The organism is Pseudomonas sp. URMO17WK12:I11, from assembly GCF_007677725.1.
Taxonomy (GTDB): domain Bacteria; phylum Pseudomonadota; class Gammaproteobacteria; order Pseudomonadales; family Pseudomonadaceae; genus Aquipseudomonas.
In genome coordinates this window covers 408,351-426,723 of sequence record NZ_VEDF01000002.1, presented here as the reverse complement: position 1 = coordinate 426,723, position 18,373 = coordinate 408,351, and the positions used below count along the sequence as shown (strand labels likewise).

General features: G+C 62.5%; 17 protein-coding genes. 13 read left to right on the top strand and 4 right to left on the bottom strand.

Translation table 11 applies throughout. The features are described from left to right. Window positions 1–140: 140 nt before the first annotated feature. Window positions 141–1,565, bottom strand: a complete 1,425-nt coding sequence (aspA, locus tag FS665_RS05250; RefSeq protein WP_145184448.1) for an aspartate ammonia-lyase — start codon at window positions 1,563–1,565, stop codon at window positions 141–143. A 182-nt stretch (window positions 1,566–1,747) separates the two neighbouring features. On the opposite strand from aspA, the gene FS665_RS05245 reads away from it, so the two are divergent. Continuing rightward, window positions 1,748–2,665: a LysR substrate-binding domain-containing protein gene (locus FS665_RS05245; RefSeq protein ID WP_178108294.1), complete on the top strand. Its 918-nt coding sequence runs from the start codon at window positions 1,748–1,750 to the stop codon at window positions 2,663–2,665. On the opposite strand, the gene FS665_RS05240 is transcribed toward FS665_RS05245, so the two are convergent. Beyond that, window positions 2,657–3,238 carry a hypothetical protein gene (locus FS665_RS05240; RefSeq protein ID WP_256674991.1) on the bottom strand — a complete coding sequence of 194 codons (582 nt, stop codon included), beginning with the start codon at window positions 3,236–3,238 and terminating at the stop codon, window positions 2,657–2,659. The two genes, FS665_RS05245 and FS665_RS05240, sit on opposite strands and share 9 nt — an antisense overlap. A gap of 320 nt (window positions 3,239–3,558) precedes the next feature. Here FS665_RS05240 and purE point away from each other — a divergent pair, with 320 nt between their 5' ends. From purE to FS665_RS05220, 4 genes are all read left to right on the top strand, one after another. Continuing rightward, a complete protein-coding gene (gene purE / locus FS665_RS05235; protein ID WP_145184438.1) occupies window positions 3,559–4,050 on the top strand; it encodes a 5-(carboxyamino)imidazole ribonucleotide mutase in 492 nt (163 codons plus the stop codon). An 11-nt stretch (window positions 4,051–4,061) separates the two neighbouring features. Next, window positions 4,062–5,144, top strand: a complete 1,083-nt coding sequence (locus tag FS665_RS05230) for a 5-(carboxyamino)imidazole ribonucleotide synthase (protein ID WP_145184435.1) — start codon at window positions 4,062–4,064, stop codon at window positions 5,142–5,144. Window positions 5,145–5,240: 96 nt separating this feature from the next. Beyond that, a complete protein-coding gene (locus tag FS665_RS05225; protein ID WP_145184432.1) occupies window positions 5,241–5,486 on the top strand; it encodes a GlsB/YeaQ/YmgE family stress response membrane protein in 246 nt (81 codons plus the stop codon). Window positions 5,487–5,534: 48 nt separating this feature from the next. Continuing rightward, the gene (locus FS665_RS05220; RefSeq protein ID WP_145184431.1) at window positions 5,535–6,068 is read left to right on the top strand and encodes a DUF3299 domain-containing protein; all 534 of its coding nucleotides are present in this window, start codon (window positions 5,535–5,537) and stop codon (window positions 6,066–6,068) included. 48 nt (window positions 6,069–6,116) lie between these two features. Here the strand turns inward: FS665_RS05220 and FS665_RS05215 are convergent, their stop codons facing one another. Then, window positions 6,117–7,013, bottom strand: coding sequence for a D-hexose-6-phosphate mutarotase (locus FS665_RS05215; protein ID WP_145184428.1), 897 nt, complete (start codon window positions 7,011–7,013; stop codon window positions 6,117–6,119). A 72-nt stretch (window positions 7,014–7,085) separates the two neighbouring features. Continuing rightward, the gene (locus tag FS665_RS05210) at window positions 7,086–7,484 is read right to left on the bottom strand and encodes an acyl-CoA thioesterase (protein ID WP_027917060.1); all 399 of its coding nucleotides are present in this window, start codon (window positions 7,482–7,484) and stop codon (window positions 7,086–7,088) included. Window positions 7,485–7,842: 358 nt separating this feature from the next. Between FS665_RS05210 and FS665_RS05205 the strand changes: the two genes are divergently transcribed. From FS665_RS05205 to FS665_RS05170, 8 genes are all read left to right on the top strand, one after another. Next, entirely contained in the window at window positions 7,843–9,132 is a 1,290-nt protein-coding gene (locus tag FS665_RS05205) for an MFS transporter (RefSeq protein WP_145184425.1), read from the top strand. A gap of 190 nt (window positions 9,133–9,322) precedes the next feature. After that, a complete protein-coding gene (locus FS665_RS05200) occupies window positions 9,323–10,321 on the top strand; it encodes a phosphate ABC transporter substrate-binding protein PstS (RefSeq protein WP_145184422.1) in 999 nt (332 codons plus the stop codon). Window positions 10,322–10,455: 134 nt separating this feature from the next. Continuing rightward, window positions 10,456–12,744 carry an ABC transporter permease subunit gene (locus FS665_RS05195; RefSeq protein WP_145184419.1) on the top strand — a complete coding sequence of 763 codons (2,289 nt, stop codon included), beginning with the start codon at window positions 10,456–10,458 and terminating at the stop codon, window positions 12,742–12,744. A 16-nt stretch (window positions 12,745–12,760) separates the two neighbouring features. Then, the gene (pstA, locus tag FS665_RS05190) at window positions 12,761–14,431 is read left to right on the top strand and encodes a phosphate ABC transporter permease PstA (RefSeq protein ID WP_145184416.1); all 1,671 of its coding nucleotides are present in this window, start codon (window positions 12,761–12,763) and stop codon (window positions 14,429–14,431) included. A 95-nt stretch (window positions 14,432–14,526) separates the two neighbouring features. Next, window positions 14,527–15,360: a phosphate ABC transporter ATP-binding protein PstB gene (gene pstB / locus FS665_RS05185; protein WP_145184414.1), complete on the top strand. Its 834-nt coding sequence runs from the start codon at window positions 14,527–14,529 to the stop codon at window positions 15,358–15,360. 123 nt (window positions 15,361–15,483) lie between these two features. Next, a complete protein-coding gene (gene phoU / locus FS665_RS05180) occupies window positions 15,484–16,254 on the top strand; it encodes a phosphate signaling complex protein PhoU (protein ID WP_145184411.1) in 771 nt (256 codons plus the stop codon). A gap of 164 nt (window positions 16,255–16,418) precedes the next feature. Then, a complete protein-coding gene (locus FS665_RS05175) occupies window positions 16,419–17,321 on the top strand; it encodes a response regulator (protein ID WP_145184408.1) in 903 nt (300 codons plus the stop codon). Between the two features lie 149 nt (window positions 17,322–17,470). Then, complete coding sequence (locus FS665_RS05170) at window positions 17,471–18,373, top strand: M23 family metallopeptidase (protein ID WP_145184405.1); 903 nt, start codon at window positions 17,471–17,473, stop codon at window positions 18,371–18,373.

The following is an 18,373-nucleotide window of genomic DNA, read 5'->3' as shown; positions in this document are numbered from 1 at the left end:
AAGTTGCGTGCCGACGCCGCAGCGGCGCATGCAGCGGGCCTGTCAGGCAAAAAAAAGGCCCGTAGCGTGCGCTCGGGCCTCTGAAAGGTTGAGAGGTGTCTAGTCCCTCGACCTGGTGAGACGGTGTTGCAGTGACTTGGTTACGCTTTAAGCGGAACCAGGCGCGGCGCGATCATGTTTTCCGGACGCAGGATGTCGTCGAGCATCGCGTCATCCAGCAGCTTCTCTTCACGGACCAGCTCCAGCACGCCGCGGCCGGTTTCCAGGGCGACGCGGGCGATACGCGTGGCGTTTTCGTAGCCGATGTACGGGTTCAAGGCGGTAACCAGGCCGATCGAATGCTCGACCAGCTCACGGCAGCGCTGTTCGTTGGCGGTGATGCCGACGATGCAGTGCTCACGCAGCATGTCCATGGCGCGTTGCAGCAGGCGAATCGAGTCGAAGATCTTGTAGGCGATCAGCGGCTCCATCACGTTCAGCTGCAGCTGGCCACCTTCGGCGGCGACGGTCAGGGCCAGGTCGTTACCCATGATGGCGAAGGCCACTTGGTTGACGGCCTCTGGAATTACCGGGTTGACCTTGCCCGGCATGATCGAGCTGCCCGGCTGACGCGCCGGCAGGTTGATCTCGTTGATGCCGGTACGCGGGCCGCTGGACAGCAGGCGCAGGTCGTTGCAGATCTTCGACAGTTTGACCGCGGTGCGCTTGAGCATGCCCGAGAACAGCACGAAGGCGCCCATGTCCGAGGTGGCTTCGATCAAGTCGGCTGCCGGAACCAGTGGTTGGCCGCTGATGGTGGCCAGGCGCTGGACTGCCAGTGCCTGGTAGCCAGGGTCGGCGTTGATGCCGGTGCCGATGGCAGTACCGCCCAGGTTGATTTCGGTCAGCAACTCTGGAGCCAGCGAACGCAGGCGCTGCAGGTCTTCGGTCATGGTGGTGGCGAAGGCGCGGAATTCCTGCCCCAGGGTCATCGGTACGGCGTCCTGCAGCTGGGTACGGCCCATCTTCAGCACGTGATCGAATTCCTTACCTTTGGCAGCGAAGGCCTGGATCAGGCTGTCGAGGCTGGCCAGCAGCGCGTCGTGACCCAGCAGCAGGCCCAGGCGGATGGCGGTCGGGTAGGCGTCGTTGGTCGACTGCGCCATGTTCACGTCGTTGTTGGGGTGCAGGTACTGGTACTCGCCTTTCTGGTGACCCATGGCCTCCAGCGCGACGTTGGCGATGACTTCGTTCGCGTTCATGTTGGTGGAAGTACCGGCGCCACCCTGGATCATGTCCACCACGAACTGCTCGTGGTAGTCGCCCTTGATCAGGCGGGCGCAGGCTGCACTGATGGCAGCGTGCTTGGCATCGCTCAGGTGACCCAGCTCACGGTTGGCGTCGGCAGCCGCCTGCTTGACCATGGCCAGGGCCACGACCAGCTTCGGGTAGTGCGACAGCGGAACACCAGAGAGATGGAAGTTGTTGGCAGCGCGCAGGGTCTGGATGCCGTAGTAGGCATCGGCAGGGACTTCAAGGGTACCAAGCAGATCTTTTTCGACGCGGAACGATGCAGCGGAGGACATGATAGATATCATCTCGAGTTTGACCCGGCACATGCCGGAATGGCGCCAATCCTAGGCCTTAAGGTGATTTTGCGGCCAATGCTGATGCACGCTAACCTATGCACAAACGGCATAGTGATTGGTGTGACGTCAATTGACATTCGAGCGTGTTCCATTTTGGTGCATGCCGGGAGATGTGCTTCATGAACCTCGAAAGCAAATGGCTGGAAGACTTCAGTGCGCTGGCCTCGACCCGTAGTTTTTCCCAGGCGGCCGAACGACGTTTCGTCACCCAGCCGGCCTTCAGTCGGCGCATCCGCAGCCTGGAAGCGGCCTTGGGCCTGACCTTGGTGAATCGTTCCCGCACCCCCATTGAATTGACCGAGGCGGGTCAGCTGTTTCTGGTCACGGCGCGCACGGTCGTCGACCAGCTCAGTGAGGTTCTGCGTCATCTGCACCACCTTGAAGGTGGCCAGGGCGAGGTCATTCAGGTGGCGGCGGCGCACTCGCTGGCATCGGGGTTCTTCCCGCGCTGGGTGGCGCAGTTGCGCAACGATGGCCTGAACATCGCCACGCGCCTGGTTGCGACTAACGTCGGAGACGCGGTACATGCGCTGCGCGAGGGTGGTTGCGACCTCATGCTGGCGTTTTACGATCCGGATGCGGCCCTGCAGATGGACGCCGAGATCTTCCCGTCGCTGCACATGGGCATCACCGAGATGCTGCCGGTGTGCGCGGTGGACGCAGACGGTAAACCACTGTTCGACCTTGAGGGCGACGTCAGCGTGCCGCTGCTGGCCTACAGTGCCGGTGCCTTTCTCGGACGCTCGGTCAGCTTGCTGCTGCGCCAGCGCAACCTGCGCTACACCACCGTGTACGAGACGGCCATGGCTGACAGTCTCAAGAGCATGGCATTGGAGGGCATGGGCGTCGCCTGGGTGCCACGCCTGTCGATGCGCGGCGAACTGGAGCGCGGCGAGCTGGCGATCTGCGGACCCAGCCAGTGGCATGTGCCGTTGGAAATTCGCCTGTATCGCTGCGCGCTGGTACGCAAGGCCAATGTTCGCCTGTTGTGGCGCAAGCTGGAATCTGCCGGTAACTCGAGCGAAGCGTCAGTCTGAGTTGTACCGGAGGTAGTCGCGGATGGCCGCGCGATTGGCAGCGCTGTAGGTGTAGCAGTTGCCGCGCAGCGGGGTGCGGGTGGGCACCATGTAGCTCTCGCACGGCCAGCCGTTGTAGCTGATCTGCGCCTGTTCATGCGTGGCTGAAAGCAGGTGGCCGAGTTCGTGTCCCGGGTCGCTTGGGCTGTGGGCCGAAGCCACGGCGGTGGTGTCGCTGGGGTGGGGCAGCCCGGCAGTCGGGAGCATGCCGCTTGTGCCATATCTGGCCTGGGTGAGCAGCAGGTCTTTGTTCATATAGGAAAACGGCCGGCCTGAGCGCTGAGCCTGAATTTCGTCGGTGAACGTATCGAGCAGTTGGTGCGGCGCCAGGGCGTGGTAATCGATGTCGGTCAGCCCTGCGATCGAGCGCTGATAGATCACTTCGATCGGGTGGTCGGTGAAGCTGCGCATTTCTTCCAGCCAGTGCTGGAAGTACCGTTCGTGCAACTGCTCGTCGCTGATATCGGCTAGCTCGTCATGGGGATAAACAGTGATCACCAACGGCCTCGTGGCCCAGGCCGCAGACACAGTCATGCAGCACGCCAGACCTAAGGCAAGCGCAATGTCTCGGGGTTTGTTCATCTCGGAACCTTCAGGGCGCGAACTACGAAAAAGCCGCAATTTTGCCGGCTGGACCGATACCGGGTCAGTAGGAAAAGTTGTCTCCTGAGACAGCTTGCCCTTTGATCCGACATGTGCTTGCAGGGCTGGGCGGTTCGCTTTGAAATGAGCTACAATCCCGCGCCTTCGGCCGACCCGGTCGATTCAGAATCCGTATGACAAGCCACGCCGGTCCACCTGCGTGGCTTGTTGCTTTTAGCGCGCCAGACGGCGCTTGCAGGAGAGGCTCGACGATGAGTGCACTGGTTGGCGTGATCATGGGCTCCAAGTCCGATTGGTCCACCCTTAGCCACACCGCCGATATGCTGGAAAAACTCGGCATTCCCTATGAAGTGAAGGTGGTTTCCGCCCATCGCACCCCGGACTTGCTGTTCCAGTATGCCGAAGAGGCCGAAGGGCGTGGCATCGAGGTGATCATCGCAGGCGCTGGTGGCGCTGCGCACTTGCCAGGCATGTGCGCTGCCAAGACCCACCTGCCGGTACTGGGCGTGCCGGTGCAGTCGTCAATGCTGTCGGGCGTCGATTCGTTGCTGTCGATCGTGCAGATGCCGGCCGGCGTACCGGTCGCGACCTTGGCCATTGGCCGCGCCGGCGCGGTCAATGCGGCGCTGCTGTCGGCGAGTATCCTGGGTGCCAAGCACCCGCAGTTCCACGCGGCGCTCAAGCAGTTTCGCACTGAGCAGACCGAAACCGTGCTGGATAATCCAGACCCGCGCCAGGCTTGAGGTCGAACGTCATGAAAATCGGTGTAATCGGTGGCGGCCAACTGGGCCGCATGCTGGCCCTGGCGGGTACTCCGCTGGGCATGAACTTCGCTTTTCTCGATCCGGCAGCAGACGCCTGCGCCGCCTCGCTGGGCGAGCATCTGCTGGCCGGCTACGCCGACCAGGATGCCCTGCGCCAGCTGGCTAACGACGTTGACCTGGTGACCTTCGAATTCGAAAGCGTCCCAGCTGAAACCGTGGCCTTCCTGTCTCAGTTCGTCCCGGTCTACCCGAGCGCCGAGGCGTTGCGCATCGCCCGCGATCGGCTGTTCGAAAAGAGCATGTTCCGCGACCTTGGGATTCCAACCCCAGCGTTCGCCGACATCCTCTCGCAACAAGACCTGGAGGCGGCGGTGGCCAGCATCGGCCTGCCTGCCGTGCTCAAGACCCGCACCCTGGGTTACGACGGCAAGGGCCAGAAGGTGCTGCGCCAGCCGCAAGATGTGGCAGGCACCTTTGCCGAATTGGGCAGCGTGCCGTGCCTGCTGGAGGGCTTCGTGCCGTTCACCGGTGAAGTGTCGCTGGTCGCGGTGCGTGCCCGCGACGGTGAAACGCGCTTCTACCCGCTGGTCCACAATACCCACGTCGATGGCATCCTGCGCCTGTCGGTGGCGAGCGCTGCGCATCCGCTGCAAAGCCTGGCCGAAGACTACGTAGGCCGCGTGCTCAAGCAACTGGACTACGTCGGCGTCATGGCCTTCGAGTTCTTCGAAGTCGACGGTGGCCTGAAAGCCAACGAAATCGCACCGCGCGTGCACAACTCCGGCCACTGGACCATCGAAGGCGCCGAGTGCAGCCAGTTCGAAAACCACCTGCGCGCCGTGGCTGGCCTGCCGCTGGGCTCGACTGCCAAGCTGGGCGAGAGCGCCATGCTCAACTTCATCGGCGAAGTCCCGGCAGTGGAGCAGGTGGTGGCCATCGACGATTGCCACCTGCACCACTATGGCAAGGCTTTCAAGGCCGGCCGCAAGGTCGGGCACGCTACCCTGCGTTGCCAGGACATGACCACCCTGAAGGCCAAGATTGCCGATGTAGAGGCCTTGATCAGCAACTGATCGAACTTCTGCCCGCGCCAAGCCCTCTGAAATGGCAACACGCCAAAGCGCTGTCTAGGCTTTGGCTTGTTTCATCTTTAATGCAGAGGGATTGCCATGGGTATCATCGGAACCATCTTCATCGGCCTCATCGTCGGCCTGCTGGCGCGTTTTCTCAAGCCGGGCGACGACAGCATGGGCTGGATCATGACCATTCTGCTGGGTATCGCAGGCTCCTTGCTCGCCACCTACGGTGGCCAGGCACTGGGGATCTACCAGGCAGGCCAGGCCGCAGGCTTCCTGGGCGCGCTGATTGGTGCAATCATCCTGCTGGTGATCTACGGATTCATCAAGAAGCGTTGAATTCTGGTTAGAATGCCCGGCAATTCATCCCGAGTTGCCGAGCAGTTCATGCGTGCATTCTTTCTCGTTCCCCTTCTCCTGGCCAGTGCCCTGGCCCATGCCGAATTGCCCGAAACCGATTGGCTGGAGCTGATGCCCAAGTCCGATCAGAAGGCGCTCGAGCAGATGCCTGAAATCGACCATAACTCGCCAGAGGCCGATGGCACCTTCACCGCCAAAGGCGGCTTGAAGCAGAGCAAAGGCCTGCCGGCGGTGATGTATTCCACCAAGACCGTGCCCGCGCTGAATGGCAAGCAGATCCGCCTGGGCGGTTATCCCGTGCCCTTGGAAAGCGATGCCAAGGGCAACAGCACCTTGTTTTTCCTGGTGCCGTACCCTGGCGCCTGCATCCACGTGCCGCCGCCGCCGCCGAACCAATTGGTGCTGGTGCGCTACCCGAAAGGGCTGAAGATCGCCGACATCTACACGCCGCTGTGGGTCAGCGGCACGCTGAAGGTGGAGAAGGTCAGCAACGACCTCGCGGATGCTGCGTACGCGCTGGATGCCGGGAAGGTGCGAGTGGTCGAGGATGCGGATCTCTGATCGCGCTCCGGCCGGGTTGCGGGGCCAATCACTGGCCCCATCGTGAAATCAGAGCGCGGTGCTGCTGATGCTGACGCGTAGCGAATGGCTGGCACCCGGCGCAAGCTCAACCAGGTCATCCCAGACATTGGCCGTCTCGATGCAGAGCATGCGTTGCCAGCCGTCATCGGCCATGTCGGTCAGCTCGCTGGCCCGCTCGGTCCAAGGGTTCCAGATCACCGCAGAGCGCGAGCCGGTGCTGGCCAGGGTGATGCGCCGTTGCCAGTGTGGATCGACGATGCTCAGCTGTGGCGGCGTATCCAGGTAGATGCGGTCGGTTTCGCCGGTGAACGCCAATGCACCCTGTTGCTGGCGCTGCTCCCAGTCGGCCAGGGTTTCGACATACGGCAAGCCCTCTACGCCTTCGACGCGCACCTGGCGTACGTCGCTGACGGCGAAATAGCTGTGCAGGGCCTGGCTGATGGTCACCGGGCTATCGCCGCGATTATGGCTGTTGAGGGATACATCCAAGGCTTCGCCCATGACGATCTGCAGCGTCAGCTCGACGTCGTGTGGCCAATCCGGCAGCTCGCCGCGTGCTGACGGCAGCTCGAAGGTGATGTGCAGGGCCTGACCGCGCTCTTCGATCCCCAGTAGTTGCCAGTCGCGGGTACGTGCCAAGCCATGGGCCGGCGCCTGTTCACCACGGTACATCGCCTGAACCGATTGCGGATTGCGTTGCAGGTTGCCGAACCACGGCCAGCATACCGGAACACCGGCACGTACCGATTTGCCCTGGCGGAAGATGGCCTGCTCGCTCAACCACAGCAGCGGCGGCTCGCCGACCCGCTGATAGCTGAGAATCTGGGCGCCTTGCTGGGCGATCAGAAGTTCACCGGGGGCGCTGCTGATGCGCCAGCAGTTCAGTTCGCCATGTTGCTCGGAATCGACCTCGAAGGTAGCCATTGCACTCATCTCATTGTTTGCCTGTGGGCCCTTGGACCCGATGACGTGCAATGAGTTTACCGCTCGCGTGGGTCAGCGGCGAGGCACTGAGCGCGTGCGGCCACTGCCGTCGATGGCGACGAAGACGAAAGTCGCTTCGGTGACCTTGCGCCATTCGCTGGACAACGGGTCGTCGCTCCAGACCTCGACCATCATGCGAATCGAGCTGCGGCCGATTTCCAAGGTCTGGGTGTAGAACGACAGTTGCGCGCCGACAGCCACGGGCACCAGGAACGCCATGCGGTCGATCGATACCGTGGCCACGCGACCGCCTGCCACACGGCTGGCCATGGCTGTGCCGGCAAGGTCCATCTGCGCCACCAGCCAGCCGCCGAAGATATCGCCGAAGCCATTGGTTTCGCGCGGCAGCGCGGTGATTTGCAAGGCCAGATCGCCTTGTGGGATAGGATCTTCTTGTTCGAGCTCAATCATGCGATGGGGCCTCTGACCCGTGACGCTTTCGTTGATGTGGCGCGGGGCCGCTAGTCGATTCAACTAGCGACATACTACGCCGATTCCGCTTTGCTGGGCGGCCGTGGGCAAACTCTGCGAAATCGTCTGACATTTTGATCGGCGTTTTCGCACAAATTGCGTAGATAGAAGCGACTTTTTCCTACGAACGGCCAGTATATATAGCAATCGTCCAGCGACGACCGTGCCTTCATGAATATTTGTACAGATTTTGTTCCGCTTTCGGCGCGGCTCGGCAATTTGCTATCTTCGCTCCTCGCCCCATCCCAGAAGCCGCGTGCCAAGCGGCCTGCACGACCTACAAAGAGAATGAAGAGCGATGACTTCCGTGCCCAGCAGTACCGAGCAGCCGTCCCGGCCGCTGACCCGCAGCGACTACAAGACCCTCTCACTGTCCGCCTTGGGCGGAGCGCTGGAATTCTACGATTTCATCATCTTCGTATTCTTCGCCACCGTGGTCGGCAAGTTGTTCTTCCCCCCTGACATGCCCGAATGGCTGCGCCTGATGCAGACGTTTGGGATCTTCGCCGCCGGTTACTTGGCGCGTCCGCTGGGCGGCATCATCATGGCCCACTTCGGCGACCTGCTCGGGCGCAAGAAGATGTTCACCTTGAGCATTTTCATGATGGCCCTGCCGACGCTGATCATGGGCCTGCTGCCGACCTACGCGCAGATTGGCCTGTGGGCCCCGATCCTGTTGCTGCTGATGCGGGTGATACAGGGCGCGGCGATTGGCGGTGAGGTGCCGGGCGCCTGGGTGTTCGTCTCCGAACATGTGCCGGCGCGTAACACGGGCTATGCCTGCGGCACGCTTACCGCTGGCCTGACCGCCGGCATCCTGCTCGGCTCGCTGGTCGCCACGTTGATCAACACGGTCTACAGCGCTGAAGAAGTTGCCGGCTACGCCTGGCGAATTCCGTTCCTGCTGGGCGGGGTGTTCGGCCTGTTCTCGGTGTATCTGCGCCGCTGGCTCCATGAAACTCCGGTGTTTGCCGAAATGCAGCAGCGCAAGGCGCTGGCCGAGGAGCTGCCGCTGCGCGCCGTGCTGCGTGATCACCGCGGCCCGATCATCTTGTCGATGCTGCTGACCTGGATGCTCTCGGCTGGGATCGTGGTCGTGATCCTGATGACGCCGGCCCTGCTGCAGAGCATCTATCACATCAGCCCAACCGATTCGCTCAAGGCCAACAGCCTGGCAATCGTGTTGCTCAGCCTCGGCTGCATCGGCGCCGGCAGCCTGGCCGACCGCTTTGGTGCAGGCCGGGTCTTCGTGGTCGGCAGCCTGCTGCTGCTGGCCAGCTCCTGGACCTTCTACCACAGCCTGCCAACCCACCCTGAGCTGCTGTTCCCGCTGTATGCGGTAACCGGCCTGTGCGTGGGCGTGATCGGTGCGGTGCCCTACGTGATGGTCAAGGCATTTCCGGCGGCGGTGCGGTTCAGTGGCCTGTCGTTCTCCTACAACGTGGCCTACGCGATCTTCGGCGGCCTGACGCCGATGGTGGTCACGGCGTTGCTCAAGATCAGCCCGATGGCGCCGGCTTACTACGTGGCCGGATTGTGCGGGGTGGGTCTGGCGGTAGGGGTGTATCTGCTTGCCAACAAGCGCTGATTCAGCGACGCCTGCCGTCCACACCTCGGGAGCGGCGGGGCACGGCCACTCTTTTGGAAGCAGGGCCACCGCAGAGGCAATGATGGCCTTTCATCCATTTGTCACAATTGGGTCATATCGTGTTCATGCGGCCTGCAGATACTTGGCCCCGTTCCATCCAGCACCCCAATATTCCTGCTAGGAGCAAGGCATGAAACTGAAGCGTTTGATGGCGGCCCTCACGTTTGCCGCCGCTGGCGTTGCCACCGCCAACGCGGTAGCCGCTGTCGACCCTGCGATCCCGACCTACACCAAGACCACCGGTGTGTCGGGCAACCTCTCCAGCGTCGGCTCCGATACGCTCGCGAACCTGATGACCTTGTGGGCTGAGGCCTACAAGAAGGAATATCCAAACGTAAACATTCAGATTCAGGCCGCAGGCTCCTCCACTGCGCCACCTGCGCTGACCGAGGGCACGGCCAACCTCGGCCCGATGAGCCGCAAGATGAAGGACGTCGAGCTGCAGGCCTTCGAGCAGAAATACGGCTACAAGCCAACTGCCATTCCGGTCGCTGTCGACGCCCTGGCCGTGTTCGTGCACAAGGACAACCCGATCAAGGGCCTGACCATGGCTCAGGTCGACGCGATCTTCTCGTCTACCCGCCTGTGCGGCGCCAAGGCCGATGTCAAAACCTGGGGCGACCTGGGCGTGACGGGCGACCTGGCCAACAAGCCCGTGCAGCTGTTCGGCCGCAACTCGGTATCGGGCACCTACGGGTATTTCAAGGAAGAGGCGCTGTGCAAGGGCGACTTCAAGCCAAGCGTCAATGAACAACCAGGCTCGGCGTCGGTAGTGCAATCGATCAGCTCCTCGCTCAACGGCATCGGCTACTCCGGCATCGGTTACAAGACCGCCAGCGTCAAGACCGTAGCCCTGGCCAAGAAGGAAGGTGGCGAGTTCGTCGAAGACAACGAAGCCAACGCGCTGAACGGCACCTACCCGCTGTCGCGCTTCCTCTATGTTTACGTGAACAAGGCGCCGAACAAGCCGCTGGCGCCGCTGGAAGCGGAGTTCGTCAAGTTGGTGCTGTCGCAGGCAGGCCAGCAAGTGGTGGTCAAGGACGGCTACATTCCGCTGCCGGCCAAGGTCGTCGACAAGACCCTGGCTGACCTTGGGCTGTCTCGATCCGGTAACATCGCCAAGCAATAATCCCGGTACGAGGCCGGTGCTGGTGCCGGCCTCGTGCATGTCTTCCCAGTCCGGTGCCAGGTTTCTGAGCAGCGGGCTTTTGTGCGTCAACTCACTGTCATGTTTCTGTCATACGGGACCGCTAGGGTGTGCGCATGAATGATCTGGCCAATTCCAAAATGTCCGCTGATTCCCCACCTTTGCGCATTGATTTCAATACGCCCGAGCTGCAACGCAAACGCCGTATCCGCGCCCTCAAGGATCGCCTGACCCGCTGGTACGTGCTGGTCGGCGGCCTGGCCGTACTGGCGGCGATCACCCTGATCTTCTTCTACCTGGCTTACGTCGTGCTGCCGCTGTTCCAGGGTGCGCAACTGACACAGAAGCCGGCATTGGCGCCGAGCTGGCTGCAGCAGGATGCCGGCAAGCCGCTGATGATCGCGCTCGAAGAGCAGAACCTGGTCGGCATGCGGGTAGCGGATCAGGGCCAGGTGCTGTTCTTCGACACCAAGACCGGCAATGCACTCAAGCGCGTCGATCTGCCGTTGCCGCCGGGCACCCAGGTCGTCTCGATCAGCGCCGACCAACCGGGCAGCCCGCTGGTGGTACTCGGCCTGTCCAATGGCCAGGCACTGGTGTTCCACCACACCTACAAGGTGACCTACCCCGACAATCAGAAAACCATCACCCCTGGCCTGGACTACCCATACGGCCAGGCGCCGTTCGTGCTGGACGACCAGGCTCGTGCTCTTGAGCATGTCAGCGTCAACGTCAACGGTGACACGCTGATGCTGGCCGGCTCCACCGGCGCGCACCTGCAGGTCGTCGAACTGTCGCGTAGCGAGAACATGATGACCGGCGAGGTCAGCACCGAGCAGCGGCGCATCGAACTGCCGCAGATGACCGAGGCGGTGAAGAATATCTTCATCGATCCCCGCCAGCAGTGGCTTTACGTGATCAACGGCCGCGCGACTGCAGATGTCTTCAGCCTGCGCGACAAGAGCCTCAACGGCCGCTACAGGCTCACCGACAGTGCCGATACCGAAATCACCGCCACGGCGCCGCTGGTCGGCGGCATTTCGCTGATCATCGGCGATTCCAAAGGCCGGTTGGCGCAATGGTTCATGGCCCGCGACCCCGACGGCGAGCAGCGCTTCAAGCAGATCCGCACTTTCCAGATGGGCAAGTCGCCCATCGTGCAGATCGATGCCGAGGAGCGTCGCAAGGGCTTCATCGCCCTGGACAGCGCCGGGCAACTGGGCGTGTTCCACAGCACCGCACATCGCACGCTGCTGGTCGAGCCAGTAGCCGAGGGCCCGGGAGTCCTCGCGTTTTCGCCGCGCGCCAACCGCATCATCATCGAGCAGGGCGGCAAGCTGCTGCCGCTGAGTCTGCGCAACCCGCACCCTGAAGTGTCCTTCAGCGCCTTGTGGGGCAAAGTCTGGTACGAGAACTACGACGAGCCCAAGTACGTGTGGCAGTCGACCGCTTCGAACACCGACTTCGAGCCCAAGCTGAGCCTTTCACCGCTGACCTACGGCACCTTGAAGGCCGCGTTCTACGCAATGATCCTGGCAGCCCCGCTGGCCATCGCGGCGGCCATCTATACCGCCTACTTCATGGCCCCAGGCATGCGTCGCAAGGTCAAGCCGGTGATCGAGTTGATGGAAGCGATGCCGACGGTGATCCTCGGCTTCTTCGCCGGCCTGTTCCTGGCTCCCTACCTGGAGGGTCACCTGCCCGGTGTGTTCAGCCTGTTCCTGATCATGCCGCTGGGTATCCTGCTGGTCGGCTTCGGCTGGAGTCGCCTGCCCGAGTCGATTCGCCTGCGCGTGCCCGATGGCTGGGAAGCGGCGATCCTGATTCCGGTGATCCTGGCGATCGGCTGGTTCGCCCTGTCGGTCAGCCCGTGGTTGGAGAGCGCGTTGTTCGGCGGCGACATGCGCCTGTGGATCACCGAGACGCTTGGCCTGCGCTATGACCAGCGCAATGCCCTGGTGGTCGGCATCGCCATGGGTTTCGCGGTCATCCCGAACATCTATTCGATCGCCGAGGACGCCGTGTTCAGCGTGCCGCGCAGCCTGACCCTGGGCTCTCTGGCCCTGGGCGCGACGCCCTGGCAGACCCTGACCCGCGTGGTGATCCTGACTGCCAGCCCAGGCATTTTCTCGGCGCTGATGATCGGCATGGGCCGTGCGGTGGGCGAAACCATGATCGTGCTGATGGCCACCGGCAACACGCCGGTCATGGAGCTGAACATCTTCGAGGGCATGCGCACCCTGGCCGCCAACGTGGCGGTCGAGATGCCCGAGTCGGAAGTTGGCGGCAGTCACTACCGCGTGCTGTTCCTCGCGGCGTTGGTGCTGCTGATGTTCACGTTCGTCATGAACACCTTGGCCGAGCTGATACGCCAGCGTCTGCGCAAGAAATATTCGTCGCTTTGACAGAAGGTAGCGATCGGTGAAAAAGGATTCCCTCAAAGGCTGGTTCAAGAGCGGCGCGCCCGGTGTCTGGATCAGCGCCGGTGCCGTGGCCATGGCGGTGATCATGACCATCGGCCTGCTGTCGGTCATCGCCGTGCGCGGCCTCGGCCATTTCTGGCCGGCTGATCTGGTGCAAGCGACCTACAAGGTGCCGGGCCAGGCCGATCACACCGTCATCGGCGAGGTGGTGCAGAGCGAACAAGTGCCGCGCGAGCGTCTCAAGGGTGCTGGCTTGCCAGTGCCGGACGACGGGCCGCAATTCATGACCCGAGCGCTGATCAAGGTGGGTAACCGCGACCTCAATGGCAGCGACTTCACCTGGGTAATTGGTGATTGGCTGGTCGATGAGCAGCGCCCAGCCGAGTTGATGACCCTGGAGCGTCGCGAATGGGGCAACTTCTACGGCTATCTGGTCAGCGTCAAGCAGGACGGCCGCGTGCTGGCCACCGGCGCGGCGGCCTGGGACGAACTGCAGGCCCGGCTCAAGCGTGCCAACCAGCTCAACCGTGAATTGCAGGCGCTGGAAAAGAAAGACATCGGTGCCATCAACCATGGCCTCGAGCGCCTGCGCCTGCAAGGGCGCAAGCTTGAGCTCGAAGGCAAGTTGGACGCCGCGGCTCAGGCCGATATGCAAGCCGAGCGTGCCGAGCTCGACAGCCGCTACAAGGCCATCGAAGAGCGCCTTCTGAGCCTGCACCAGGCGTTTGCCCGCGACAGCCTGGTGGCCCGGGACGGCAACGGCCGGGAAGTTGAAATCAACTTGAGCAAGGTTGTCCACGCCACCCGGCCGAACGCGATGTCCAGCGTGAGCAAGCTGACGACCTACTTTGCCAAGGTGTGGGAATTCCTCAGCGATGATCCGCGCGAGGCGAACACCGAAGGCGGCATCTTCCCGGCGATCTTCGGCACGGTGATGATGACCTTGATCATGGCTGTGATCGTCACGCCCTTCGGCGTACTGGCGGCTGTCTACCTGCGCGAATACGCTCGCCAAGGCCCGGTGACGCGCTTGATTCGTATCGCCGTGAACAACCTGGCCGGCGTGCCGGCGATCGTCTATGGCGTGTTCGGGCTGGGCTTCTTCGTCTACGTCCTGGGTGGCTCGATCGACCGCTTGTTCTTCCCAGAGGCCTTGCCGGCACCGACCCTGGGCACGCCAGGGCTGCTCTGGGCCTCGCTGACCCTGGCGTTGCTCGCAGTGCCGGTAGTGATCGTCGCCACCGAGGAAGGCCTGGCGCGGATCCCGCGAACGGTGCGCGAAGGTTCACTGGCGCTGGGCGCAACCAAGGCCGAAACCCTGTGGAAGATCGTTCTGCCGATGGCCAGCCCGGCGATGATGACCGGCATGATTCTCGCTGTGGCCCGCGCTGCCGGTGAGGTGGCGCCGCTGATGCTGGTCGGGGTGGTGAAGCTGGCGCCCTCGCTGCCGCTGGACGGCAACTACCCGTATCTGCACCTTGACCAGAAGATCATGCACCTGGGTTTCCATATCTACGACGTCGGCTTCCAGAGCCCGAACGTGGAGGCCGCGCGCCCCCTGGTATACGCCACTGCGCTGTTGCTGGTGCTGGTGATCGCTACGCTTAACCTGTCAGCGGTATGGATCCGTAACCACCTGCGCGAGAAGTACAAGGCGCTGGACAGTTGATTGACGCTTCAAGCCACGGCCAGCCCAAACAGCTTGCCGTTTTGCCACAATTTGCAGCTTGCAGCTCAGCGCTTGCAGCTACAACGGAGTCGACCATGCAGCATGAACCGCAAACCCGCAGCATCGATATGTCTGCCCTGGGCCGTGACAAGCAAGGGCTTCGCCTGGCTGAGGAAACCGTCGCCATCGAGGTGCCTGGCCTGAGCCTGTTCTACGGCGACAAGCAGGCGCTGTTCGATGTCCAGATGAACATCCCCAAGCAGCGCGTGACAGCGTTCATTGGCCCATCCGGCTGCGGCAAGTCGACCTTGCTGCGCACCTTCAACCGCATGAACGATCTGGTCGACGGTTGCCGCGTGGAGGGTGCCATCAACCTTTATGGGCACAACATCTACCGCAAGGGCGAGGATGTGGCCGAGCTGCGTCGGCGGGTTGGCATGGTCTTCCAGAAGCCCAACCCGTTTCCCAAGACCATCTATGAGAACGTCGTGTACGGCCTGCGCATCCAGGGCATCAACAAGAAGCGCGTGCTCGACGAGGCGGTGGAGTGGGCGCTCAAGGGTGCAGCGCTGTGGGACGAAGTAAAAGACCGCCTGCATGAATCGGCCCTGGGCTTGTCTGGTGGTCAGCAGCAGCGTCTGGTGATCGCCCGTACCATTGCGGTAGAGCCGGAAGTGCTGCTGCTCGATGAACCATGCTCGGCTCTGGACCCGATCTCGACCTTGAAGGTCGAAGAGCTGATCTATGAACTCAAGGCCAAATACACCATCGTCATCGTCACCCACAACATGCAGCAGGCAGCCCGCGTTTCGGACTACACCGCATTCATGTACATGGGCAAGCTGATCGAATTCGGCGATACCGATACCTTGTTCACCAACCCGGGCAAGAAGCAAACCGAAGACTACATCACCGGTCGTTACGGCTAAGGGCGTCCACGTCGCAGCGGCAAGCTTAGAGTTGCAAGCTGCAGCGAAGAGCGGTCGGCGTAGCGCCAGGGAACGACACGAACCACTTGAAGCGTGCAGCTTGCCGCTTCGCGGAGCGAACACATGATCAACAAAGAAAGCCTGACGCACCATATTTCTCAGCAGTTCAATGCCGAACTCGAAGAGGTGCGCAGCCACTTGCTGGCCATGGGCGGCTTGGTCGAGAAGCAGGTGAACGATGCCGTCACCGCGCTGATCGAGGCCGACTCGGGCCTGGCTCAGCAGGTGCGCGAGGTCGATGAGCAGATCAATCAGATGGAGCGCAACATCGACGAAGAATGCCTGCGCATCCTTGCTCGGCGCCAGCCAGCTGCCTCTGACCTGCGCTTGATCATCAGCATCTCCAAGTCGGTGATCGACCTGGAGCGTATCGGCGACGAGTCGACCAAGATCGCCCGCCGCGCCATCCAGTTGTGCGAAGAGGGCGAGTCGCCGCGCGGCTATGTCGAGGTGCGCCACATTGGCGATCAGGTACGCAACATGGTCCGTGACGCCCTGGACGCGTTCGCCCGTTTCGATGCCGACCTGGCGTTGGCCGTGGCCCAGTACGACAAGACCATCGACCGTGAATACAAGACGGCGTTGCGCGAACTGGTCACCTACATGATGGAAGACCCGCGTTCCATCTCGCGGGTACTCAGCGTGATCTGGGTGCTGCGTTCGCTGGAGCGCATCGGCGACCATGCGCGCAATATCTCCGAGCTGGTGATCTACCTGGTGCGCGGTACCGATGTGCGCCACATGGGCCTCAAGCGCATGCAGGCGCAAGTGCAAGGCAGCCCGGAAGATCCGCGCGAAATCGCTAATGTTCCTGGTCTAGCGGACGATAAATAAGATTGCTCCCGAGCTACGACGCCCGGCCTGTGCCGGGCGTTTTCGTTGGCGGCAGAGCAATCGGCAGGCACCCGCGAACGATGCGAAGAAGTCCCGGCGTGACCCAAGAGTTGGCAAATGGCCACCATTGCGCGGTAGGCTAGTCGGGTTCAAGAGGAGTATCGATGAGTAAAGTCAATGTGCTGGTCGTGGATGACGCGCCGTTCATTCGTGACCTGGTCAGAAAGTGCCTGCGCAACGCCTTTCCCGGCATGGTCATCGAGGATGCAGTCAACGGCCGCAAGGCCATGGCCATGCTCGGCAAAGAGCGCTTCGACCTGGTGCTGTGCGATTGGGAAATGCCTGAGATGTCGGGCCTGGAGTTGCTGACCTGGTGCCGCCAGCAGGCTGAAATGAAGGACTTGCAGTTCATCATGGTGACCAGCCGTGGCGACAAGGAAAACGTCATCCAGGCCATCCAGGCCGGGGTTTCCGACTTCGTCGGCAAGCCGTTCACCAATGAGCAGCTGTTGACCAAGGTGAAAAAGGCGCTGACCAAGATCGGCAAGCTCGAGGGCCTCATCGCCGGTGCGCCGGCGCGGGTGAATTCGGCGTTCGCCAACGATTCCTTGAGTGCGCTGACCGGTGGCAAGCCCGAAGCAGTCAAAGTGGCGGCCGCCAGCGCCGCGCCAGCCAAGCCGCTGGTCAACGCGCCGAAGCCGCAAAGTGCCGCCGCTGCGGCAGCCCAGGTCGGGCGAGGGCAGGGCCAGCTGCGCCTGTCCAGCGGCAGCCAGCCCTGCGTGATCAAGGCCTTGAGCCTCAAGGAAGCCTTGCTGGTGGTGCGCCGTAGCACAGCCTTGCCGCAAGTGCTCGAGGGCGCAGTGCTCGACCTGGAACAGGGCGAAAACGCCGAGGTGGCGCGGCTCAATGGGTATCTGCATGCAGTGGCTGCGTTGGAAGCCAAGCCTGACAGCGAGTGGCTGCAGTTGAACTTCAAGTTCGTCGACCAGGATGCGCAGAAGCTCGACTACCTGTCGCGCCTGATCGCCCGTGGCACCCAGCAGAAACACTTTACCCCCGGCGCCTGAGCGGGGCGCGACCCTGCTCGGTACGGCTCAGGTCGAGCGCTGTCACAGGCGGTGCTCGCAACTGGCGGTGTGATCCGACCAATAGCACTATCGCGGATTTCTGGCGCTGCTAGTCTTCGACAGACCCTAACTGTCAAAAAGCCACCATCATGCTCGCAGCCGCTCGCTTGTTGCTGTCCTGTGCCTTGCTTTCGGCGTCGGTATCGAGCCTGGGCGCAACCCTGTACAAAAGCGTCGATAACTATGGCGCCGTGTCCTATTCCGAGCATTACAGCCCAGGTGCCAAGGCCCTTGAGCTGCGCGAGCCAATGCTCGAACGCATCGATGAGCGCGTGCGCCTGCAGGCCGAAGTGTTCCCTGGCGGGGTGCGTTTCATGGTGCGTAACGACCTGCACGTGCCGATGCAGGTCCAGGTGCGTATCGACAAGCTGGTCAATGCCTTCGGCGGCAACAAACCGCGCCTGGTGCGCGCCGTGATCGGCCCGCGCTCGACCAAGGTGATCGGCTCGGTGCTGGCGGCCCCGGGTGGGCAATTGCAGTATGCGGCCAACTTCCAGTACGCCATGGGTGATCCGCGCCCGCGCTCGATGGCGTACCTGTATCCGTTTCCTTGGAAAGGCGGGCCGTTTCGCCTGACCCAGGGCGCCAACGGCCGCTTCAGCCACTTCGGCCCCAAGGGCCGCTATGCCATGGATATCGCCATGCCCGAGGGTACCCCGATCATCGCGGCGCGCGGTGGCGTGGTGGTAGGCGTGGAGAACGGCCAGAGCGGACGCGGCAGCCTGCGCTCAGGTAACTTCGTGCGGATCATGCATCCTGACGGCACCATGGGCGTCTACCTGCACCTGATGCGCGGCTCGGTGCTGGTGACGGAAGGGCAGCAGGTGGTAGTGGGCCAGGCATTGGCCAAGTCGGGCAACACCGGCAACAGCACCGGGCCCCATCTGCACTTCGTGGTGCAGCGCAATGTCGGCCTGGCGCTGGAGTCGATACCGTTTCAGTTCGATCGACCGCTCAATGGGTTGCCGGACTTCACGGCCGGCAACCCTTAG